The following is a 24892-nucleotide window of genomic DNA, read 5'->3' as shown; positions in this document are numbered from 1 at the left end:
GCAACCGTCAATCCGCAATCCGGAGTGGAACAGAATTTCTCTGTCCCTGTTGAGTATACTGTAACGGCGGAAGATGAAACAACCTCCAAAGAATACCTGGTAACGGTCACTTTGGCGCCAAACAATGAAGCGCTCATTACCAGCTTCTCTATTTCCGGACAAACTGGATTAATTGATGATGACGCAGGTACAATCAGCATAACCTTGCCATTTGGGACGGATCTGACAAACCTGACACCAGAGATAAACATTTCCGAAAATGCAACGATCACACCACTTTCGGAAGATTTACAAGAGTTCTCTTATTCTGTTACCTACAGAGTAACAGCTGAAGATGGAGTAACCACCAATGAGTATTTGGTGACAGTCACCATGGCTCCAAACGATGAGGCTCACATAACTTATTTCTATATCAATGATCAAGTTAGTGAAACTGAAATTGATTTTGAAAACTTTACGATATCTTTGAAAATGCCTCCGGGATACGCATTGAACAACCTGACTCCGGAAATAGAGGTTTCTGAAAACGCAGAAATTTCCCCTGCTTCAGGTTTACCTCGTGATTTCACGGAGAGTGTGGAATATATTGTAACCTCTGAGAGTGGTGATCAACAAGTATGGCTGGTAACAGTCACAAATGAAATATCGACTACTATTTCGGAGGAGAATTCGGTAAGCATTAAAGCATTTCCAAACCCAACAAATGGTTTAATCAACGTGGAAAGTAATTTGCCGGTTCAAACGATCAGGATTATAGCTCCTGATGGACGACAGATGTTTTATCAGAGTTATTCCGATGAACTAAGTATTGGAATTAATCTTTCGGATTTCAGTAGTGGGGTTTACCTATTAAAGGTAATTACAACTAACAATCAACTTTCAATCCTGAGAATCCTCGTTAACAAAAATTAACCTAAAAACACCTTTAATCACCTGATTTCAGGAATGTTATTCCCGATCATAATGATCGGGAATAATCGTTCGTCACCAAAAAAGAACTGACTGCCTACAATAAGCATACATCTATAAAAAACAAGATGCTTTAATCCGAATCTCGCCGTATTTTGCATCTTATTTAGAATAAAATAAGACCAAAATTACAGAGATGAGAACGTCCAATAAACTCCTGTTAATCCTTACTTCTGTGGCTCTTTTCTATGTTACTACCAACCTGGAAGCACAAAAGCGTCAAAGACCATCTCTTCCGGAAACAGGTTTATCTGAAGAACAAAAAGCAAGGAAAGAATTTATGCAACAGGAATGGGATACATACATGTCCCTTAAATCGGCAACAAACCTCCTTGACACAGATGATAATATCGACATCACCTTTTACCACATTACGCTTGATGTAAATATTTCTGCCAAGTCAATTTCTGGAAATACATACATAGAATTATTTCCGTTGGTAAATAATCTATCGCAACTTCGGTTGAATTTGCACAATTCAATGACAATTACCTCCATAGGCGAAGACGGAGCATCCTGGAACAGATTAAGCAACAACACCATTAACATCACCCTTGACCGACCATACCAAATCGGCGAATCAGTTAAACTGCGGATTCATTACCATGGGACTCCGATTGTTGCTTCCGGCACGATCAAAGGCTTTCGATTCGATGAACATTCATCATCAGTACCATCAGTCACCACCCTAAGCACACCATACCTGTCACATTACTGGTTTCCATGCAAAGATGGACCATACGACAAAGCAGATAGCATTAAGGTTGACATAACCGTTCCCGACCAAACATACAACAATTATCCACTTATGGCAGTTTCCAATGGGATGCTGGTAAGTGATGAAATATCGGGAGGCAAGCGTACTTACAGATGGGAACACAACTACCCCATTGTTCCATATTACGTTTCAGTTTCAGTATCAAACTATCGGGTGTTTGGAGAACAATACAACCGCAATGGGCACGATTTTCCCCTTACATATTACGTTTTCCCGCAACACTACACCACCGCTCAATCCACTTTCAGCGGAGTACCTGAATTGTTCGATGCCTTTATCCATTACTTTGGGGATTATCCCTTTAAAGATGAAACCTATGGGATGACCCAAATTGCTCATTACTGGTTTATTGAAAACCAAACCAACTCAGTTATGGGCTCCGTTGCACCGGGTGTCTGGTGGCTGGTGGTTCATGAATTAGCGCATATGTGGTTTGGAAACTCTATTACCAATACCCCATGGAAACATATTTGGCTTAATGAAGGATTTGCTACCTACGCCGAAGCTCTCTACGAAGAATATGTAAATGGCAAAAACGCCTATCATTCATGGATGAATGACATGAATTCAAGGTGGAATGAAACCCAAACTCTTTTTCTGCAAGATGATGGCAATCCTTCTGAGGTTTTTGTTACCTACTATTATCAAAAAGGCGCATGGGTGCTTCATATGCTCCGCCACTATTTGGGTGATGAAATGTTTTTCGACATCATTAAATCCTATGCACAGGATCCTCTATTTAAGTATAAATATGTTGATACCGAAATGTTTCGACAATACGTCGAAACATTATCCGGGAGGAACTTATATAACTTTTTCGATCAATGGGTATATGACGTTGGTTTTGCAGATTACGATTACAACTTCCAATATAATCCATCTACCGGGATAACAGGGGTAACTCTCAATCAAGTCCAAAAAGAATGGCATGGATTCCGGGAAATCTTTGACAATAGAGTAGAGTTAAAAATAAACTTTAATGATGGGACATATGTAAGGGAGCGTATTTACAATACACATAAACTGCAATCGTACCATTTCAATCACAACAAACCCGTTTCCAGCATACAGTTTGACCCGGACAATTGGCTGATTAATCATGCCTATAGGGAAAACTCCCTGGCAGTTCCACCAGCACCAATGATCACATCATTTACCATTCCGGGACAGGAAAACAGCACTCTTATTAACGAATCGAATCGCACCATTCACATCTCCATGCCGACTGGCACCAACATCAGTTCTCTAAGCCCTACCATTGGGTTAACTAGCAACACCATCATTTCACCGGCTTCTGAAGTTAATCAGGACTTCACTGATCCTGTAGAATACACTGTAACAGGAGTCAATAATAGCCAAAGAGTATATACAGTTTATGTGTCAACTGTCGCAAGCGATAATAAACAAATTTCATCTTTCGTTATTTCCGGTCAGATTAGCTCCAACATCAATCATGAAGAAGAAACCATCCTTGTGCTGATGCCTCCCGGCACAAACATTAACTCACTTACACCTGAAATATCTGTATCTTTAAACGCCACCATAAACCCGGCATCAGGAGAATCACAGGATTTTTCAATTCCGGTAGTTTATACTGTAACTGCTGAAAATGGCACTCAAAAAAGCTATACAGTAATAGTTGAGACAGATGACGATTCAGAAATAATAAATGAATGGACAGGAGCCGTTTCCGGGGATTGGAGTCACGCAGGAAACTGGAGTCACGGAGTACCACTACCAGGTATGAGCGTTTATATTAGTGCTCAAAGCCAGAATTTCCCAGTCGTCAATAACGACATTTCCATAAGCAATATAACCATTGCTGCGGGAGCAAGTTTGATTCACAACAGCGGTGTTTTAACCATAACAGATAAATTCAGCCTTAAATCTTCTGTCGATGTAAATGCTTCGTATGTAGCCAAAGGTGGCAGTCTGATAGTGTCGCCTGAAAATGTGAAAATTGAGCAAATTATTACAAACGCTGGATACAATTATGCCATGAGTTCCCCGGTTTCAGGCTCATTGGCAACAAAAACTTTTACAGGTATTACCGGCACAACATATACATATCATAACCCAACAGGTACATTTGTCATAATGGATGATGAAACAACTTTTGTTCCGGGTACAGGTATGGTTTTTAAAAACAACTCCCCAATCCTGTTCTCAGGAGTTCTGAATTCGGGTTCAATAATGGTTCCTGTAACAAGAACTTCCGCAGGGCTGGGATGGAATTTCATCGGGAATCCATACACAGCAGCGGTGGATTGGCGACTTCTTGAAAAGGAGAATATTGACGACCTTTTCTGGATTTACAAGAATGAAACAGGAACTTATGCCGCTTATAACAACCATACAGGATTAGGAGTGGGATTAAATTCACCTCCATATCTTATACCGTCATCCCATGCAATCTGGGTAAGAATCACACAGGGCCAAACCAATGGCTCAGTCACATTCACTCCAGAGGCAATCACTGAAAACCCCTTTTCATATCTCAAAACAGAAGAAATACTAAACTACCCTTATTTGAAAATTCAATCTCTATTTGGTGGCTACACAGACGAAGCCGCCATTGCTTTGGTTGCTGAAGCAACCAAAAACGGTTCTGATAGATTTGACAGCGAGAAACTATTTGGTAGTAATCCGGATATGGCAGAAATTTATAGTTTATCCCAATCAAGAAAATTAGCAATAAATGCATTGCCACCTGAGGATAACATGACCATCCCAATTGGTGTTTATATTAGGAAATCCGGAGTCCTAATCATAAAATTAGGCGATTATCAATTACCTGAAAACACCATAGTTTTTCTCAATGACAAACTTACCGGAAATATTACCGAATTAACTTCCGGACAAATACACAGGGTTTTAATCAGCATTGATGATGATGAGAATTCTGAATTTGAGAAGGAGGAGTTGACTCCAACATTCATTGATGACCGTTTCGAACTCATTATCACCAAATCAACCGCCACCGGGTTTGAAGAGGAATTGAATTCAGAGATACAAAACCCAAGCAATGATGACGTACATGTTTATAACTCTGAAAATGGAATTATCGTTTACCCCGAAACCAAATCATCACCTTTCTATCTGCTTTATGATTCAACAGGAAGGAGAATTTCAACCGGAACACTCCAACCTTACGCAGAAAACAATATAAATCTTCCCCAGAGAGGCATTTATATTATTTCAATAATATGGGAGAATAATGTGAAGAATAGAAAAATTGTCTTTTAAATTGGTAGAACGGTATAAGCTGGAGGTGTTGGAATGGACTGTATATTAAAAAAAGAATATCATTCACCAAAAATCACAATAGTCCCTTGTGATTTTACCATTACTTTGCTTGGAGAATCTAGACCTCCCGTTTTTCCATCTGCATTTGAAGAGACCTCACCACAAAAAGCAAATAACAATTCTCCTTTTAGGGATAGGATGTTTGAAAAAAACCCACTTGACTCGTGGGATGACTAAACAACAACGGCTGCCTAAAAAGGCAGCCGTTGTTGTTTGGTTCATTTCAGATATGATATTTATGAGAGGATTTTCTTCACTGTTGCCACAATTGTGTCAATGTCTTCACCAGTTAAAAGCGGATAAATGGGCAACGATACATTCCCCTTCCAGATTTTTTCCGCCACAGGAAAATCTTCCGGTTTAAGCTGATATCTATCTTGATAGTAACTCATGCGATGCATGGGTTTATAATGGACAGAAGTACCTATTCCTGCCTCCGACATTAACTCAATAAACTGATTACGCGAAACAGGTGATTTTTCATTCAAAACCACAGGGAACAGATGCCAGGCATGATTCTCCAGAGGCACTTTACATGCAGGCAAGTCAATCATTGGCATATCGCTCAACTCCCGATAATAAATCTCTGCCACTTTTTGGCGCGCCAATCTCATCTCTTCGGCATATTCCATTTGGGCAATACCAATAGCCGCATTTATATCAGGCATGTTATATTTATACCCTGGAGCCACTACATCATATTCCCATGACGGTTTATCCGATGTAAATCTGTCCCAAACATCTCGGTTAATACCATGCAAACGCATGGTTTTAACCCGCTTGTAAATATCCTCATCATTGGTGGTTAGCATACCGCCTTCGCCGGTTGTTATGGTTTTATTGGCGTAAAAGCTGAAACAGGTTACATCAGCCATATTCCCAACCATTTTCCCGTTCAAAGATGCCGGAAAAGCATGCGCAGCATCCTCCATCACCCGGATTCCATGTTTTTTACAAATATCAAGAATCCCTGTCCCCCGGCTGTTCAGCATCTCGGCAGCATGGCCGCCATAGTGAACCACAATCAGATATTTTACATCGGGATGCTTTTTGATGGCTTCCGAAAGAATTTCAGGAGTAATCAGCTGAGTTTCGTACTCAACATCCAGAAATACCGGATCGGCGTTTAAATAACGAATCACCTCAGCCGTAGCTGTAAAGGTCATATCCGGAGCAAACACCTTGTCACCTGGCTGCACCCCCAACGCCTCCAAACCTAAATGAAGCGCAGCAGTACAACTGTTTACAGAACAGGCATACTTTGCACCGGTTCGTTCCTTGAACATCTCTTCAAACTTCATAGCCTTTCCGGCAGTGGTGAGCCATCCGCTGTTTATTACTTCCTCTAAATATTTAAACTCATTGCCACTGCATGAGACACGGGAGAATGGAATTTTCAACATCGTATAAAATCATTAATTTGGTACTACTTGCCGGAACTGACGCCAGCCTTCTCACATACAATTTCCACGCTCCTTTCGGGAGTAACATGGGCGTTAAAGTACTCTTTTATGTTGTTTTCAATTTGATGGCGATATGAATGGTCAGATGTAAGCTTTTTAACAGCATCAAACACTTCGTTTTCATTGCCATTGATAAAATGAACATTTTTGCCGTGTTCCAAAGGAACCGGCAAAAGATTCTTGATGGGAGTGGCAATCATGGCCTTTCCCAAAGCCATGAACTCTCCTAATTTCCATCCATGACAATCCAATATAACAGGTGTATTAAAAACAACTGCCGAATCCTTAATTTTTGTGAGATAATCAGACATGGGAACTTTTTCTTCCATGGTTAAATCATCATATCCCGGAATGTCATTCCGGGAACGCGGAGCAAAACCTCCTTCAAATTTTACGCCGTCAACATTCTTACATGCTCTGATGTAATTTGCTCGGTATTGGTTGGTTTGCTCCTCCTTTTTCCATAAGGCTCCGGCGAAAAAGATATAATCGCCGGTTGTCTCTTTTTTCTGATAATAGCTTAAATATTGCCGGTTCATTTGCGCATAATAGTCGGCAAAAAATCGACGCTTATCCGGAACTCTTTTATTGGTTAAAAGATAATTAAAAACGGCTCTTAAAGCTGTGCCTGCTTTTGAATACAAACGAATAGCAAACCCGGGACCAACGGAAACCAATTTCGGATATTTCGACAAATCAGTTTTTTCAGGGTTGATGTTTATTTTCCCGTATGCATCACACCAATCCATTGCCGCCTCATCAATGACGTAACTATCGCCAAAATCGAAAACCAACTTTGTCAGGTTTTTGCCGGTCTTTACAACAACCGGCACAAAAGTGTTATTATGCTTAAACTGGCTGAAAAATTTCCCTGAAAATTTAACCTTCCCAAAAATCTTTTTCAGTCCATAGATATAATACGACGAATAAAGGATGTCGCAGGCACGGTCAACGTAAACGGTGGTTTGCATATTTAACTATGATTAAACTATTTAAAAAGTACGGCCCAAAAAGTACGGACAATTATCAATAAATCGCCAAAGAAACTGTTATTCCTCACATAATCTTCATACAAATCAAGTTTCCGGGGTAAAATTTCGTTGCGATAGGTACCCTCCTTATCTTCGGCAGCCATAAGAATCTCCTCTTCATTTCTGAACTCAAGTGATGCATTATCTGTAATCCCGGGTTTTACGGACAATACCACCGACCAACGCTCAGGGTAAGTCTGCACCCATTTTTCAACTTCGGGACGAGGTCCAATAAAGGACATTTCACCTTTTAGAACGTTAAACAATTGAGGCAATTCATCAAGCTTGCTTTTCCGCAGCAACCGGCCAATGGTTGTCACCCGACTGACATCACCTGCATCAAAACTTCCATCAGCTGCTTCTTTTCGCACACTCATGGTACGAAACTTATACATTCTGAAAAATGTCCCGTTTTTTCCCGCTCTCTTTTGAATAAAGAAAAGCGGTAAGCCATCCGTCAGCATGATAGCCAAAGCCACCAAAACAAACAGAGGAGAAAAAATCAACAACAAAAACAGAGAAAGGAGAAAATCAAATATTCTTTTGAGCATAAAAATTTAGAAATTGAACGTTTTGGAAGTGCAAAGTGTTATGAGTTTATCTTTAAACTTTATAGCTACATGGCCAAATTGAAGACAAAGAAGATTCGCTAAAGGTTATTCGGACAGAAACACCCCTTACAAAACCTTGATTATACAACTGGATTTGTGGGACTTACTGGTTTTCTTAGGGGAGTGTAAATTAAACTCTGTCTAGTTTTTTTAAGTGGTAAAAAACACATCTTGCAACTAAAACAATCTTCCTTGCAATTCTTTCTTCGGATAAAAAACACCAATTATAACAAATGGATTATTGGCTCTTCTTCTGTGCCATTCTTTTGTTGTTCCAAGGAAAAAGTACAAATCCTTATTTCTGATAAAATTATCTTCATACTGCTCTTTCACTTTTCTCAATGCAATTCCGTTATCTCCATCGGCTCTTCTCAAACAATTCCAATATAAAGCTCCAATTTCCCAATCCTCAATCATTAACCTACTTTCAACACCTTCATCGTCAATAAATCGATAGAAAAACTTATACGGAAGCTTTGGTATCAAATCCTCAATTGGCTTTACTGTTTCAAAAAGGCTACCTTGATTTCTTAGTTCCTTCCACTCATCTTTCCACTCTCTATCGTCCTCTTCAATTTCGACTCCAATCACTTTAGTGGGTTTAAATGTAGCTAAGGATAAATTCTTAGGAGCTTTAGATTCTTCGAGTAGTTTCTTCTTATTAGTGAAAATAGTCTTTAAACAATAATCCTTTCTTAATATCCAATTCCCATCGGTTTTGATTGTATCACCTACAACAATATCTTTGAAATCATAATTTACAGGCGAGTGACTTTCGGGGCGAAAATCATCTTGCCGTTTAATCAAATCAAGTTCAATCCATGTATATTTTACATTTTTCACAGTTCCTGTTCCTTTCAAGTCGATTAAGAAACTTAAAGGAACCGGATAAATTCTAATCCAATCACCATTCTCCAGAACTCCGGCAGTACAAACCAACTCATCATAACTTCTTGATGGCAACGGATATGTTGTTACAGTTATGAGGACTTTCTTTCGAGTCATCAAATATGCTTAATTTCGTAATTAAAACCCTTCATGACTGAAATAGAATCAGCTAAATGCTTTCTATGGCATTGTCTTACATTGGCTTCAAAACAGGTTAAAGCAATTCGTTTTTTATCAATTAATAAATCAAGTAATTCTTGTTGTTCCATTGTCCTTGTTGGCAAAATACTCTCCTTATAAAAAACAAACAGCTTATCATAATCAGCCTGAGTGTTTAATTCTTGTCTTCTATCATTTTCAATGCCAACGGTTGAAATATGCTTATATTCAATACCGACACCCTGACAAGCATTTTTAAGTTGACTTTTACTAAACCCAAACTTCATACTCATTGGATTCTTACGAACATCACAAAGAACTTTAATATCATTAACAATCAACTTATTGATATACTGTTCCAATGTTATCCCTTCATATCCAATGGTAAACAAAATTGTTTCCGTCTTCCGGATTCGTTGGCTCTCAACTTTTAACAATTCATCCTTTGATAAGAATTTATCTGCAATCGTACTATTAATAGCAAAAAAGGGGAAGTTTTTGTATGTTAATTCAATTAACTTACGGCTATCATAATCACCAAATTCGACCTTTATATTCCTTAATGCAGCTGTATCTTTAGTGTTAAGTTCTTGGCAATAGTCTTTTTCATCTACTAATATCCAATCATTTTCCGTCTCTTCCGTTTGATTGTATTTAGTTAGTGTTTTCAGGTCAGCATTTGCCTGAAATGAGTAACACCCAAAACGATATGGAACAAAGTAAAACGACTTTTTATCTTGTTGCCTTACAAAAAGGAACAACAATTTTTGAAGGCTAATCTTATCAAGCTTTCCTCCAAACTGGCGTAGCAATGCCAATAATATCTTTCTTCTATAATACATGAAACAAAGATACAATTTGATTTTGCAATGCTAAATTTTTCGCAAATTAATTAATAACCGACTCATTTACAGCAAACCGCAAAAACAAACAGTTCCCTCAGATTGAATAAACAATACCTTCCCAAGCTATATCCATCACCTCGACAGGCTGCTCTTCCGGAACCTGCCTTTCTGACCTAAAACCAGTGCTGTTAGTCCTCGCAAATAGCCAACCCCGTATGAAAAATGGAGTATAAAAAAACTCCAAACCAAATGAAACATCAATGGCTGTTTGTGTTTAAAGCTTAGCTTTATGGAAATTCCAACCAGCAAGGTAAGGTAGGTCAAAACACCAACGAAATAAACATAAAACAATGGCTTTAGTAGCAGCGACAACAGCAGACCACCAAACAGAAACAACACAAAGAAAAATGGAATCAACTGACGCACCGTAGGTATTCCGCCAAGTTTGTATCCTGCCAATGGCTTATAAAGGCCATACTGAAAATACATTTTATATAGTTTCGAAAAAGAGTCTCTGGCAAAATATTTCACAACGACATCGGGAATGAGAAGAATTTTCATTCCGGCATTTTTCATGCGGCCGTTAAACTCATCGTCCTGATTTCGAACCAAGTCTTCGTCGAACATGCCATTTTTTTGAAACACCTCTCTTCTAAAACAACCAAATGGCACCGTGTCAACCTCTTTTATCTTGTCACTACCAATTCTAAAATAAGAATTTCCAACTCCCAGAGGGTGACTCAAAGCAATGGCAATTGCTTTACTCTTTACTTTATCATTTGCAGGCACAGTATCCACCACTCCACCTACATTATCAGCATTTAAGGCAAACAGCGCCTTTACAAGCCTGGAAATATAGTTTGACGGATATACAGAATGCGCATCCATTCTCACAATGACGTCTCCCGTTGAGGAGGTAATGCTTCGGTTCAAACCGAAAGGGACAGTCAGTTCCGGATTGTCCACCAACTCTATTTTTAAACCACTCTTTTCAGAAATGAACTGCTCAACCACCTGTCGGGTGTTGTCGGTTGACATGCCATCGGCAATGATGATTTCCAGCTTTTCTTTAGGATAATCCTGTTCTAAGACTGTTGTTAAAGTAGCTGCTATATATTTCTCCTCGTTCCTGATGGGCAAAACCACTGAAACAAAAGGCTGCTCCGTCATAATTCTGAAATAAAGTGTTTGAACTTACCGTTTAACCCTCTCTGAAGTTGTTCTACCCGCTTTAAAATCAGAGTAGTTCCTTTGCCTACAATTGCGTCAAAGCCACGCTTTAAAGCATCAAACTCCACCCCGTTTAAATCTCTTGAAGCCACATACTCAAACACAAATCCGTGAGATGTTTGTCTGAATAGAAACTCTTTAACAATGTCCGATTTATCTAATAGCTCCTCTGCTACGAAATAGAATGAGATTCCGGGAACTCTTTTGCCTGAAGGCAAAAGAGCCATATCGTTCAGACTACCCATTACCTTCTCTATTTTGGTGATGCCGCTGCTTCTATTTATAACTGCCAAATCGCCTATTCTATAACGGATAAAAGGAGTCGCACGATTAAACAATGCCGTGCAGGTTAAATAACCTGTCTCACCATCCGGAACAATCTCATCGTTTTCATCAAGAACTTCGAAATATAACAATCCATCTGAACCGCACCAAAAGCCATTTTGCTTAAATCCCATCACACCCAATTCAGACGAACCATATTCATTGTAGACAGGGACTCCTAAAGCTTCCCTGAGAGTTTGAGCATCTTTTTCTGTGCATACTTCTGATGTCACAATGCAGGCTCTCAATGACTTTGCAACATCGGCAAGAGTGATGTTGCTGTTTTTGAGAAAACGAGCAAAAGCCACCAATGAATTTGTATATCCATAAATATATGTGAACCTGCCCCTTCTGAATTTCTGCACCCACTTTTCAAATGCTTCATCTGACAAATCAAATACATTGAATCGATAACGATTAGAGAGGTTGTCTTTAAGTCTGGCTTTTAACCTTCCAACAGGCTGCCGGGATATACCAAACATCCGTGCCTGTCGATGATTCACCGATAACCCGACTTGATTATATAGTCGCTCCACATTCAGCCAAACCAGAGCATGAGACATCCTGTCGCGTGCAAAGTAAAGCGGGTCGCCTGATGAGCCTGACGTGCTGCTTAGATAAAGTTTTTGATTTTGAACCGATGCTGGCAGTTTACCCCTGAAACCTCCTTTTAAATCAGCTCTTTTTATAACGGGAATCTTTGTCCACTCTTTTGGTTCGAATCCAACAAAATTTCGATAAAATTCGTTTTCTTTATAATGAAACCTGAATATTTCATCTGCTTTTTCTCTTTGCCACTGCAGCAAATCCCCCTCGAAGGGGATTTGTGAAAACATATCACAAGCTTCCCTAACGGGGAAGCCCAAAACTTTCAAAACTCGAAAAAAATCAATACCCATCTCCCTCTGTTATAATGTTCCAGCCATAACCTCTAAATAAATCCAAAGATTGCTCAATTACCATTTCAACCCGAAATGGCTCAGCCACCTTTTGTATGCCATCACTAAGAGTTTCTGACAAATCAGGATTTTTCAACAATTTCCCCATGGCATTTTGCAAGTCAGAAACATCCTGCGGCTCCACGAAAAGAGCACTTTTTTCATCTTCAAAATATTCGGGAAGCGCATTAAATCGAGTGATTACAATAGGTGTTCCGGCCATTCCAGCCTCCACCAGGATGCCCGGTAAACCTTCTCCAAAATGAAATGTTGGCAGAGCCAAAAAGTGATAGTTAACTAAAACAGATTGCACCTCTAGGGGGTCAATCATGCCACAGTATTTGATTTTTCCTTTTGAGGCATTCACCCTTTTCACAAAATAATCGTGGTAACCTTCGTCAACCGGACCATAGATATCCAGAGTTAAATCGGAATCATCTCCAGCCAGACTTTCAAAAGCATCCATTAATACTGTAACTCCTTTAACTTCGGTCACTCTGGAGATAAAAAGCACTTTCCCGCTATTTTCATTGGTCAATTGCCATTTATCACCACTATCTTTTCGGGGATTATAAACTATTTCAACATTTTTAATCCCCAGATTTTCCAGGCCTTTTTTCAACGCTGCAGATTCAGCAAATATCCCATCCAACTTATTAATGGCATTGATGTATAAACGACGGTTAAAAACAGGCATATCCATTAATTGAAGGTCGAACGTCCCTCCTACCACATACAGTGCCGCTTTTTTTTGGAAAAAAATCCTGATAAGGAAAAACAGCCAGATGGTAAAAAAACGACCTTCTCTGTTCAGTGAGAGTATGATTTGTCGGCTTTTACACATCAGCGGAATAAGTTGCAACAGGTGTAAAAACCTGTTGCCCTTTCGGCAAATAGAGTCGAACCAGATAAAATCTTTTGCACCAAGGGATTCAAAACCCTCTTTCAAGCAACTATTCTTAACACCATCCCCTGTAAAAGGCGGTGAAAAAGGCCCTACGAATAAAGTTTTAACCGATTTTTTCTTCATACAGCCAAAACAGATTTATAAACATCAATGATTTTGTTCATTGCACCATCTTTTGAAAACTCTTTGTGAACATGATTTTTAAACGCGCTCCCAAACTCCTTCATCGTTTGGGGATTTACCAACATAGACTTCAATGCTTCAGCCAGTTCTGTTGAATTAGCTGGCTCTACAAGTTTTCCAAGTTTTCCGCCATCCAAAACAAATTTGCAATCCCCAACATTTGTACAAACCACAGGCAAACCAGCCAAACCATATTCCAATAGTGAAACCGGCAAACCTTCCGACAATGAAGAGAGCACTCCAATATCGCAGGCACTTAGGATTTCAGCCACATCATTTCTTGAACCTAAAATATGAACGCTTCCCTTTAAATTCTCATCGCTTTTAGTTCGTTCAATCAAAGAGAAATAATAATCATCAGAAAAGTGACCACCTACAAGGTATAAAACAGCATTTTCATGCTGTTTTTTCATCAAAATAAAAGCATCCAACAAATTATGATGGTCCTTCTGGGGACGCAAATTGGCCAGACAAACCAGTTTCGGATATTGATCCAATCCCGGTAAGTTTATTTCTCGATTGACGTTCCCATCAATATTTATATCCGCAAAATTTGCTAAAAAGGAGACCTGATTTTCGGGCATCATTAAGCTGTCCACGGCATAATTCCGAAGTTTATCATTCACCACAAATGCATGCGAAATGGATGAAGCCATCAGTTTTAAAACTGAGGAACTTCGCTCGTGCAACTGTTCACTAAACCCATAATGGTCGTGCCAAATTACTTTTACCCTGCTGCCCGTCCACTTAGCCAAAACAGCCCAGTAAACCGATGATGAATGTGCATGAATAATGTCAATACGATGTTCTCTGATATATTTTTTCAGCCGACGAAGAGCGGAAAAATCCAAAGCATTTCTTTTCTCAAGAATGAACAACGGAACCTTTGGAGAAACAAACTCCTCCAGTGGACCTCCGGCGTGAGTGGCACACAAATGGCTCTCAATGCCTTTCTCTGATAGTCCGTTGGAAATATTTACAGCCATACGTTCCGCCCCGGCTGCTATCAGGGAGTCAATCATGGAAAGAACTCTCATGAGGCTGCATTTAAAAATTTAACAATCTCCTCCTCAAATCTTTCAAGATGGTATTGTCGCGACCATGTCATCGCCTCTTCACACATTGATTTATACTTTTCAGGATTGTTAATGAGTTCCTCAATTGATTTTACCACCATCTCTTGCTCAGGTTCTACCAAAACACCTCTCGTTCCATCACCAATCATCTGCTTAACACACGAAACGTTGGTAGTTACCGGTAAACATCCCCACCACATACTTTCAGCCACAACTTTAGGCCACCCTTCCGATTGCGACAGAAAAACCAGAAAATGGCTCTCTTTGAAATATTCAATCACATCATCGGGAGCAACTTTTCCTTTTATATGAACAACAGACGTCAACTTATTCGTTTGAAGATAATCCTCGACTTCATCTCTTTGAAAGCCATCCCCAAGCAAGATCAACTGAGTCTCAATGCCACTATTCCGAAGTTGCTCCAAAACCTGAATAGCTAGCATTGGTCGTTTGTTGGATGTTAATGTGCCGACAAACAACATTTTCATAGGCTCTTCTTTGTTTATCTCCCGAATTTCAACAGGGTGAGCCTTTTTCTTCGAATAAGATGCTGTAAAAAAAGGAACGATATTTTTACTTCGCTCATTCCAGTCACCGTATACCAAAACTTTTGCGTTATGAGTCAGCAAAGAGTTTCTTAAAATCCTTTGCTGAATACGATAAGTCAAAGGCTGAACGCTTTGCCAATCCCAGTTATTGGCATATTTTACTGTTTTGGGTTTTCCTGGAAAGAACAACTGAACAAAAGAGCCAAGCAAACCCATATTCGAAGGACAACGCAAGTGAATATGGTCGGTACGATACATCTCACGAAACAACCTGAGTAATATAAGAGGAACTGCTAATAAGGATTTAAGAAGCTTTAAAAAAGAGGTTGTATCAATCTCCGGCAATTCTACGAATCTTAACCGGGGATGGTCATAAAAAGACTCAAGAGGGTCTGGATTTTGCTTGATAGATGGAGCTGCTACAACAACTTCGTCCACATGCTTCAACCACAAATTCATCTCCCTGATATAGGGTGTGTATCCGGCAAAACCATTTGATGCAGATTTGTGAATAACGGGAGATACTATTAAGAATCGCATATAAAAATTAAAAAACTAGCCAGCCATCTCTAATTGATGAAACTCTTCCTTCGTTTTAGATTCAATTTTTGGTTGCATCTTAATCATCATAAAAGCTGCACCAAACAGCACGCCAGGCAAAGCCAAACGCATGGCAGCGTGAAACATGGTGAACATACTTAACAGGTAGAATGCCAAAAAATAGAACCGCGTCATTGGAGAACGCACCCGCATAAAAAAAGTTATGGGCAACCAAATCATCCCCAACAACATAAAAATTACACCTGAGATACCATGTTCCGAAAGAAGTCGTGCAAATTCTGTGTGCGCAGCTGCAAACTGCCCGTAATAACGGGCTCGGTGTCCTTCAGCCATTCCATACCCCACCCCCAGCATAGGATTATCCTTAAATATCTGAACGTCGGCACGAATTATGGCATCCCGACCTGTGAGCACACTTCGATTGGCATGTCGGACACCTGTTTGAACCTCTGTTGTAGTTAACCCCTGATACCGATATAGAAGAAAATTATTGGTTATGCGGTTAGCCACGAAAAACACCCCGATAAAGAAAAGAATTCCTACCAGAATATACGGAGCAGCCTTTCGTAATTGCTTCCTATAACTCGGGAATGTAACCACCAAAACCATAACAGCTGCAGTGAACGCCAACAAACTACCAAACACCCCTCCTCTCGAAAAAGTCAGCAAAGCTCTTAATACCAAATAGAATAACATAACCCAATCAAGCCAATTCCAGACGGTAATTTGTCTTTTATTTATCTTAAACAACAACACCATTAAAATGAACCAGCCCAATACAGTGGAAACCTGGTTGGGTCCAAAACCTCCGGCAGCAGCACCACTGGATTGCACGCTGGCAAACTCCAAATGGGAAATATTAGCCATCACCGATAATGCTGCAATAATTGTAAATGCAGGTAGAAACGCCATCCGCATTTGATGATAAAATAAATCCTCCTCAATAGGACGTCGGAAAAAGTACAATCCAGCCATGACCAAAGTTAAGGGTCCCGACATATTAAAAAGTATGCTTTTTCTGATTTCAACTGAACTGCTCCCTTCCACCAAAAACATAGCCGGAAGCAGAAGTATGAGAAGAAGTACAAATGTCCAGGCGATATACTTGCGATGGCCAATAATCAAACCGATAATGAACATGATGATACAGACGTATTTCCCTAACTCCCACGAAAATTGTGCACCTGCCATTCGGTAAACCATCTCTAAACCCATCAGGTAAATGGCATAAAAACCGGCTCTGCTGTTTCGGTCGTAAGTGTAAACTACATCCCATACAAACCACAAAAACAACCCCACATAAGCCATCGCCACAAGCGATGGCATATATTTCACCAAAACGCCAAGCATCAAATGAAATCCAATAAGAAAAATGTGTCCCCTCTTTGTATGAATCAAATCAACCATAAACCGATATATTTAATGCAATTTACAAAGCCTTTGATAAAAATCAATATTTCGCTCAGTAACTTCGTTCAAATTAAATGTTTTTTGAGCAAAACGTTGACCTGAATTAGCGATTTCGCTCATTCGTTCGGGATTTTCCAATGCGAAAACAATCTGCCTTGCAATATCTTTAGGTTCGTATGGATTGCACAGCAATCCGGTTACCATGTGTTCAATGGTCTCCATTCCGGGTCCTGTATTGCTGAACAGCACCGGTTTTCCCATCATCATGGCTTCGGGAGCAACCAATCCCTGTGTTTCCATCAAAGATGGAAACACACAAAGCTCAGCTTGTTCATACTTCGCAGGAATATCGGAAAGATTTATCGGCCCGTGAAATGTGACATGTGACAATAAATCTTCACTAAAAGAATGTCTTAATGTTGCGGTATATGATGTCCCATCCGCATAACTCCAGTCCCGCCCATAAACATCCAAATGCACTTTTGGGTATTTAACAATGACCTGTTGCAAAGCTATCAATAAATGCCTGATGCCTTTTTTCTCACACACTGTACCCGCAAACACCAAACGATGTTTGATTGATTTACTACGGTCTGCCTGCCTGAATAACTTGTCATTAATCGAAAGTCTTATCACTTCAACCGGCTTTTTACCGGTTGAAAGATACTTCGAAGTGTGGCTCTTTACATATTTCGAAACTGCAATAAAGGCATCTGCGTTTCGGAATGATATTTTTTCAAGCATGCCTCGTCCCCACTTAACTTCCCTGTTCTCACTTTCAGCAAAGAAATGATGGCCACCGTGCATTCGTACAACTTTCACAAATGACTGCCTGCCAAACCAGTAATACAAACCTGCTTCGGGAGTTTCAAGGATATCAATGGGAGTTTGTTGATGAATTCTTAATACCCGTTTTCGCATAACCCAACCACGACTGATTGCCCTTCCCCGTTTCTGTAAAAAACGGGGATATGCTAATCTGTAAACGGTCACTCCTTCATCATCAAAAACCTCCTCTTCATCTTTAAAACCAATACCTACAACCGAAACCTGATGTCCGGCTGCAACCAGAGCCCGACCTGTGGTTTGGATAAAAGTTCCAATTCCGCCGGTGGCCCATATTGGGTATTCGTGAGAAAGAAAACAGATGTGCATGAACTACTCAGATTTTCCGTTTAATAAAACACCCGCAATGTTGGCGGATGCTTCTGTTACCGGATGCAAAATAACTTTTTGAAGCCACGCTTTGCGTTGTGTGGCAACCTGTTGCGGATTCCGAACCGCATTGGCTACCAAAGCTGAAATTTCCTGTTTTGAATTCACCCAAATAACAGCCTCAGACGATGGCATACTCCTGAAATGCTGATACTTATATATTTTCTCTACCGAATAAGTTCCATTGGCATTCTCAGGGTTATAATTAATGTAACAGGCAGGCTTATCAAACATGCTGTAATCATGCGCCATGGTGGAACCAACGTTGTAAACCAAATCGCAGTGGCGCGCCACATTAGCCAACAATTTAACATCCGAAAAAAGAGGGTACGTTAAAGTCCATTTCTCTGCTTCATCTTTTTCAAAAGCCCAAAGCGGGTCCACTGCTTTAATCACATCACTGTGTTTTTCTATTACAGGGTCGAATCGTGGACTCCAATCTACCGGACAACGACGAAAAAGTATCTGTGGACGCTCCTCTTCGGGAAGTGCCTTTACGGCCGCTGCCAAATCCTCCAGATAATCCTGGTCGTAAGGACTTGTAAGCCGATCGCCACCCGAATAACAAACAATTGGCCGGCCGGGGTCAAAACCATACTGCTCACAAAACTGCTCACGGCTCATCAAAAGCTCATCCTGCCTGTAAAATTCAAATTGGGGAGTTCCTGTAATCACAACATCATCGGGATTGATGTCGGGATAATAAAACAAAACCTCATCCTTCATATATTGCGACCAAACCAGGTATTTACCAGCTCTGAAGGCCATGCGCGCTTTGGGTAAATTATCCCAGGAATAAATGGCTGTAGCAGTTTCAATTCCAGCCTTGCTTGCAGCTACAAACAATGGAGAAGCCGTGATGGCTCTCTGGTGCGTACACAAAATAACATCAGGTTTAACTTCACTTAAAAGCGTGTTATATCCTGCCATAAAAGGTGATTTTGAAACCCGATTTAAGTACTTATTATTGATGAATTTTATGATGGAGTAATTGGCAGTAAAATTTGAAACAAAACGAATTAAGAAATAGAAAAGCCATACAATCCCTCTGTATTTTGTCAGATGCCCCCATTCATGGTCGGGGATGATGGTTGGATTTTTCAGCTTTCGCTGAAAAACTCTTAAACGAGAGATGTTTTCAAGTTCTCTGCAAAATTTTTCAAGAATTCCTTCGCGATACTCAGGAATCTGAACCACTTCAAACTTTAGTCCGTGAACCCTTTCGGCTTCTTTTATCGCTTTATCTGATAATGAAGCAATAAGCACAACTTGTGCTTGTTGCTCAATAAGATTGCTGATTAACCGGGAAAAGAGATAATTCCTAATTCCGACGCCATCAGGTAAAAATATTGCAACTTTCTTCATTCTTTAATAAACTATGCAGATGGTTACTACGTTTAGTAGTTAGCTATCTTTTTTCGTAATAAATATTCCATGTAAACTTCGGCCAACTCAAAATCCTCAGGTGTATCCACATCAATATGAAAGCTGTCGTCGTTAACACCGTATATTTTATCGCTGTTCCATAAATTCATGTCATTTGACAGTGCCTCACAGGCATTATGAATTAAAAACGCGCCTGTGGAATAAAATGATACCGGATGCTTCTCTTTAAGTTTCTTTGTGTTGGCCTCGAAGGATTGCATTGAATCAAATAAGTATGGACGAAGTTCGCCATTTTCATTTAACCGTAAAAGCTTTTGCGGCATATGGTGAGCCTCCTTTATAGCATATACGTTGGCTAAAACAGCATTGTATTTTTCCACAATTTCTGTAAGCACCTCCGTTTTTAAAAACGGATAAGTGCATAAGGTTAATAAGACGGCAGAACCCCGTAAATGTGGAGCCTGACTAAAAAAATCCAGGATGACTTCTCCTTCATTGACCAAATCACCACTGATGGCTTCATTTCTTTTATGAATAATCACCTCATCGGCGTAAACATTGCGACAAGCTTCCTGCCACTCCTCACTATCAGTTGAAGCCACAATTTTATGGATTAAGCCCTTCTCCTTTAATCTAACCAGTCTATCCAGAGCAATCTGGTACAATGGCTTCCCTCCCAAAAGTTTTCCATTTTTTTGAGGAAGTCTTTTTGAACCTTTCCGAAATGCTACAAAACCGATAATTTCACTTGACATTATGTTGTAATATTTTTTTGGGATTGAAGTACTAAATGGCCGGCACAATGTCATGAAACAATTTCTGTTTGGGAATATCCCAAAAAGCCTCTTTTGACAACTCATTGATAAAAAGTTGCGCACTGTTTCCGGAACCAAACTGATAGGAAGAATCAATATGTTTCTGTACCAATGCATCTTGTATCGCTTTTTCAATGTCGGATTGGCCGTAACCGCAATTGATGATTGAATCGTTTAACGCCCGGTTATTTTGCCGGGTACCAATGTTTATGCTGGGCAAACCGTAGTATGGCGCTTCTCTGATTCCTGCACTTGAGTTCCCAATTAAAAACTTTGCGTTTTTTATCAGCACCAGAAAATATTCAAACCGGATGGAAGGGAACACCCTGAAATTTGGCTGATTTGTGAAAGTTTCATAAGCTTTGAGTATGATGTCAGAACCCCAATCGTTATTGGGGTAAACCACCACGTAATTTATGTTGGATTTCATGACAGCTTTCACCAAATTATCAGCATATTGAGCCAGTGCTTCATACTCAGTAGTGACCGGATGAAACATAAGTACTCCGTATTGAGAGAACGGAATTTCATAGTACTCCTTCACTTTCTCCAGTTTTGGCAAGTTATCAGAAAACATCACATCTATATCAGGTGAACCAATGGTAAAAATGGCATCCTCCAACTCTCCCATTTGAATTAATCTTTTCTTGGCCAGTTCGTTGGACACAAAATGAACATGACTCATTTTTGAAACCGAATGCCTGATGAGTTCATCGATGGTACCAGAAACCTCTCCGCCTTCCACATGTGCCACCAAGATATTGTTCAAAGCACCGGCAATGGCTCCTGCCAATGCCTCTACCCTGTCACCATGCACCACAATTAAGTCAGGATGTTCCTCCCTAATGTAATTGGAAAGGCCCTCAATGGTTTTAGCCAGCGTTAAATCCATGGTAGATTCCTGCGTTGAATTATAGTAGCGGTATATGTTTTTGAAGCCACATTTCTCAACTTCGATCGCAGTCAGACCATATTTACGGTGCATGTGCATACCCGTCACGAAAATATGCGGCTCCATCCCCTCTTTCTCCTCCACAGCATACATCAGCGATTTCAGTTTTCCAAAATCAGCTCTGGTACCCGTTAAAAACAAAATTTTCTTCATTTGATATCCGATATTCTATTTTATTATATCCTGATAGCTTAACTGTTCACCCGCTTCAATGTTTCTTGCGGCTGTTGTTCCCAAAACATCTTTAAATTTTTCAGCAAGAATTTCGCCCGTACCGGGTCGCTTTACCCAGATATTCTCCATGGTGAACTGTTCTCCCTTTTTTATCTCTTTAATTGAGCATACCGTAGCAAAAGCGAAATCGATGGTTACCTGCTCCTCTTTGGCCGGCTCTTTTTTACCACCGCGCTGTTCAAAAATGATGTTTGCACCTTCGATTAGTTCCTTGCACTCTTTTTCGTCCATTGAACAGACAATATCAGGCCCTGTGCGTTCTTTATGGTCGGTAAAATGGCGTTCGAGAATGGAAGCACCTAAAGCAACCGCACCCAAACAGGCATGATTTGTTAATGTATGGTCAGAAAGTCCGAAAGGAACTACAGAAAAATGTTCGGCCATTTCAGTCATGGCTCCCAAACGCACAAGGTGATTTGGAGTAGGATAAAGATTGGTGGTATGCAGCAACGCATAATCAATTTTAAACTTTTCAAAAATGGCTACCGCCTTTTTGATACTTTCTATGGTGTTCATACCTGTACTCAAAATCACCGGTTTCCCGAAAGCTGCAATATGTTCCAGCAATGGATAGTTATTACACTCACCTGAACCGATTTTAAATGCCGGGACATCCATACGCATCAACCTATCGGCAGCAGCCCTGGAAAAAGGAGTACTTATAAAAATCATCCCTTTGCTTTCCACATACTCCTTTAGAGCCATTTCATCGGCTTCATTCAGTGCGCAACGCTCCATTATTTCATAAATGGAAACATCGGCATTTCCAGGTATCACGTTTTTTGCAGCCGGAGCCATTTCATCCTCCACAATGTGCGTTTGATGCTTAACAACCTCCACTCCTGCACGATGTGCCGCATCCACCATCTCTTTGGCGACAGCAAGACTTCCTTCATGGTTAATTCCTATTTCGGCAATAACCAGTGGTTTAAAATTCTCACCTATTTCACGATGTAATATTTTCATATACTATAATTTGTTATTCAATGGCTTCCTATATTTCGGTAGAACTCGTTTCATGAATTTGTTTTTTCGTATTGGTGATAACCGAAATTTTTTGCTTTAAAAATTTTCCTAATCGGCCTATTTGCCCACTCAGACTTAATCTATTTTAAGAACAAAGAGAACAAGTTTAGTGCACAAAACAATTCAAATCAACCGATACTTCCTTACAAACCGAACAGCCGGATTTAATATATAATAAAGCAACCTGTTCAGGAATATGCAACGTGGTTTGTATTCCGGAAAGGATTTCTGTGTGCGCTCGGCCACCTTATGATTGGAAACCACCTCATCAGGAACAGAGTTCCCTAAATGATATGCAAGGCAACGAGTGGTTGAAAGGCGATAATAGCCTAACCTCTCTGGAACAAAATCAATGTAATCGTGTTCGTAGCCGTTTTTAAAAACATATTTCACCTTTTTATCGGGAAAATTCTTAATGATATCTCGTTTCATGGTAGCCAGAGCATGCGTGGCTCCAACGCATGCGTTATTTCCATCATTGTTCAGAAAATATTGCATCTCTCTCCATTCCACATCCCTTTTTATGCCTAATCCGGAAAAGACTCCTGCCCCTTTTTCGTTTCCAAAGCCCATTTCAACCATTTCCAGGTCTTCATCAGCAACGACTTTCCCGCACTGCCGCTTCCGGCTCCAAATCCATGCAGAATTATAGTGAAAAGTTAAATGAGGACAAGGATAACAAGTTACCACCCCTGCACGTAAAAAATTATTAAAAACATCAATAACAGCATCCTCCCATCCACTGTAAAACAAAAAATCTGCATCTGAAAAGGTAATATATTCCTCATAAGAAGCCCGTGCCTCCGAAATGATGGCCTCCAATTTCCCCCGATTTTCATTTAAAACCACATATTTGTCAATCACTCCTTTCTTAACAAATGATTCAGCAATCTGAGATGCTTCGTCACATGAGTTATTGTTTATAAGCGTAATGGCTGTGGTTTCGGGGTTGATGGTTTCAGTAAGACTTTTTAAGCACCAGTGCAACACTTCCGGTTGGTTCTTAAAATAGCTGTCAATAACATTTGGAATCCAAAAAGGCAAAATCACTCTGTGCCTTTTGTGTGAAAGCTCCTGAATGTTTGATTTCTGAGGGTTTACACCAATTCTCATTTAAACTTAAAAAGATTAGGAAGACGTAGAACTAACCCCCAAATAACAATAGGATGAATCCAAAACAGAGGGGATATTTTAAAAGAATTTAGAAACGCTGTCCGGAAAGTCCGGTTTGAATTTGCCATGGCTAGCTGTTGAAGCAAAAGACGACGAACTATTAACCTGAATCTCCTTGCTTCAAGTCCTTCTTTTTGTTTCAGGTTTTTTACCGTGCGGTAAAGAACCACCGGTAAATGGTTGTAATTATAATTATTTACTGAAATGCCTGCTTCATGAACCCTATATAAGACCAATGGTTGGTCTAAAAACCAGAACTGTGTATAAAATGCCAAACGAGTATAAAACTCCATATCCTCGCCGGCTGCCGGAATATTAACATCAAACCCTCCGGTCTTTTCTAAAACTTCACGCCTGATTAAAGGAGTGGACATCATCACGGTAAAATTCCCCACCATGCGGTCAAATACATAACCGTGTTTCAGAAAAGGATTTTTTAATCTACCCTCAATTTCTCCTGTTTTATTCCCTTTGGAATCAATAACAGCACAATATCCATGCACCAGACCAAAATCAGGGTTGTTATCAAGAATTTCAACCTGCACTTCAAGTTTTTCAGGCAGCCATATATCATCATCATCCAGGAAGGCAATATATTTGCCTTTAGCCATGGAAATTCCCGTATTACGAGGAACGATAGGACTGCCGGAATTGGATATTTTATGGTACTTTATGTCGGAATAGGCATCACAAATCTGCTCGTTTTCAACCCCGGGTGTACCATCGTCAATCACAATGACCTCAAAGTCTCTGTACGTTTGTTTGAAAACACTATCTAACGCTTCTTTTAGATAGTTCGGTCTGTTATATGTTGTTACAATTACCGAGACGGTTGGCATAACATTAGATTATCTGCTGACATGA

At 40.0% G+C, this 24892-nt stretch carries 20 protein-coding genes; 2 read left to right on the top strand and 18 right to left on the bottom strand.

Translation table 11 applies throughout. The annotated features are described in order from the left end of the window. Positions 1–912 (top strand): DUF5018 domain-containing protein (locus tag EV194_RS14010; RefSeq protein ID WP_132434666.1); only part of this gene is annotated, 912 nt, incomplete at its 5' end. Between the two features lie 193 nt (positions 913–1105). Beyond that, positions 1106–4993 (top strand): M1 family aminopeptidase, encoded by a 3888-nt coding sequence (locus EV194_RS14005; protein ID WP_132434665.1) that lies wholly within the window; start codon positions 1106–1108, stop codon positions 4991–4993. A gap of 296 nt (positions 4994–5289) precedes the next feature. Here the strand turns inward: EV194_RS14005 and EV194_RS14000 are convergent, their stop codons facing one another. The 18 genes from EV194_RS14000 to EV194_RS13915 form a co-directional block, all read right to left on the bottom strand. Then, positions 5290–6456, bottom strand: coding sequence for a DegT/DnrJ/EryC1/StrS family aminotransferase (locus tag EV194_RS14000; protein WP_132434664.1), 1167 nt, complete (start codon positions 6454–6456; stop codon positions 5290–5292). A 23-nt stretch (positions 6457–6479) separates the two neighbouring features. Further along, entirely contained in the window at positions 6480–7487 is a 1008-nt protein-coding gene (locus tag EV194_RS13995) for a glycosyltransferase (RefSeq protein WP_132434663.1), read from the bottom strand. A gap of 17 nt (positions 7488–7504) precedes the next feature. Continuing rightward, entirely contained in the window at positions 7505–8098 is a 594-nt protein-coding gene (locus tag EV194_RS13990) for a sugar transferase (protein WP_132434662.1), read from the bottom strand. A 237-nt stretch (positions 8099–8335) separates the two neighbouring features. Next, complete coding sequence (locus EV194_RS13985) at positions 8336–9163, bottom strand: hypothetical protein (protein WP_132434661.1); 828 nt, start codon at positions 9161–9163, stop codon at positions 8336–8338. Further along, the gene (locus EV194_RS13980) at positions 9163–10047 is read right to left on the bottom strand and encodes a DUF488 domain-containing protein (RefSeq protein WP_132434660.1); all 885 of its coding nucleotides are present in this window, start codon (positions 10045–10047) and stop codon (positions 9163–9165) included. The genes EV194_RS13985 and EV194_RS13980 overlap by 1 nt, the downstream gene beginning before the upstream one ends. A gap of 135 nt (positions 10048–10182) precedes the next feature. After that, on the bottom strand, positions 10183–11220 hold the full coding sequence (locus EV194_RS13975) for a glycosyltransferase family 2 protein (protein WP_132434659.1): 1038 nt from the start codon (positions 11218–11220) through the stop codon (positions 10183–10185). After that, the gene (locus tag EV194_RS13970) at positions 11217–12503 is read right to left on the bottom strand and encodes a phenylacetate--CoA ligase family protein (protein ID WP_132434658.1); all 1287 of its coding nucleotides are present in this window, start codon (positions 12501–12503) and stop codon (positions 11217–11219) included. Before EV194_RS13970 ends, EV194_RS13975 begins: the two co-directional genes overlap by 4 nt. Then, positions 12493–13572 carry a glycosyltransferase family 4 protein gene (locus EV194_RS13965; RefSeq protein WP_132434657.1) on the bottom strand — a complete coding sequence of 360 codons (1080 nt, stop codon included), beginning with the start codon at positions 13570–13572 and terminating at the stop codon, positions 12493–12495. Before EV194_RS13965 ends, EV194_RS13970 begins: the two co-directional genes overlap by 11 nt. Then, entirely contained in the window at positions 13569–14669 is a 1101-nt protein-coding gene (locus tag EV194_RS13960) for a glycosyltransferase (RefSeq protein ID WP_132434656.1), read from the bottom strand. Before EV194_RS13960 ends, EV194_RS13965 begins: the two co-directional genes overlap by 4 nt. Beyond that, complete coding sequence (locus tag EV194_RS13955; RefSeq protein ID WP_132434655.1) at positions 14666–15796, bottom strand: glycosyltransferase; 1131 nt, start codon at positions 15794–15796, stop codon at positions 14666–14668. Before EV194_RS13955 ends, EV194_RS13960 begins: the two co-directional genes overlap by 4 nt. A 15-nt stretch (positions 15797–15811) precedes the next feature. Next, a complete protein-coding gene (locus EV194_RS13950) occupies positions 15812–17224 on the bottom strand; it encodes an O-antigen ligase family protein (protein WP_132434654.1) in 1413 nt (470 codons plus the stop codon). Between the two features lie 12 nt (positions 17225–17236). Then, positions 17237–18382: a glycosyltransferase family 4 protein gene (locus EV194_RS13945; RefSeq protein ID WP_132434653.1), complete on the bottom strand. Its 1146-nt coding sequence runs from the start codon at positions 18380–18382 to the stop codon at positions 17237–17239. 3 nt (positions 18383–18385) lie between these two features. Continuing rightward, positions 18386–19807 carry a glycosyltransferase family protein gene (locus EV194_RS13940; protein WP_132434652.1) on the bottom strand — a complete coding sequence of 474 codons (1422 nt, stop codon included), beginning with the start codon at positions 19805–19807 and terminating at the stop codon, positions 18386–18388. A 32-nt stretch (positions 19808–19839) separates the two neighbouring features. Then, entirely contained in the window at positions 19840–20583 is a 744-nt protein-coding gene (locus EV194_RS13935; RefSeq protein ID WP_165921900.1) for an acylneuraminate cytidylyltransferase family protein, read from the bottom strand. Positions 20584–20614: 31 nt separating this feature from the next. Further along, positions 20615–21748 (bottom strand): UDP-N-acetylglucosamine 2-epimerase, encoded by a 1134-nt coding sequence (gene neuC, locus EV194_RS13930; protein ID WP_132434650.1) that lies wholly within the window; start codon positions 21746–21748, stop codon positions 20615–20617. A gap of 15 nt (positions 21749–21763) precedes the next feature. Next, the gene (neuB, locus tag EV194_RS13925) at positions 21764–22795 is read right to left on the bottom strand and encodes an N-acetylneuraminate synthase (protein WP_132434649.1); all 1032 of its coding nucleotides are present in this window, start codon (positions 22793–22795) and stop codon (positions 21764–21766) included. Between the two features lie 183 nt (positions 22796–22978). Continuing rightward, positions 22979–23968, bottom strand: a complete 990-nt coding sequence (locus tag EV194_RS13920) for a glycosyltransferase family A protein (protein ID WP_132434648.1) — start codon at positions 23966–23968, stop codon at positions 22979–22981. Beyond that, positions 23965–24867, bottom strand: coding sequence for a glycosyltransferase family 2 protein (locus EV194_RS13915; protein WP_132434647.1), 903 nt, complete (start codon positions 24865–24867; stop codon positions 23965–23967). The genes EV194_RS13920 and EV194_RS13915 overlap by 4 nt, the downstream gene beginning before the upstream one ends. Between the last annotated feature and the right edge of the window lie 25 nt (positions 24868–24892).

Source organism: Natronoflexus pectinivorans (assembly GCF_004345615.1).
Taxonomy (GTDB): Bacteria; Bacteroidota; Bacteroidia; order Bacteroidales; family Marinilabiliaceae; genus Natronoflexus; species Natronoflexus pectinivorans.
Note: the sequence above shows the minus strand (reverse complement) of the source record. Positions and strands in the feature narration are given on the sequence as shown.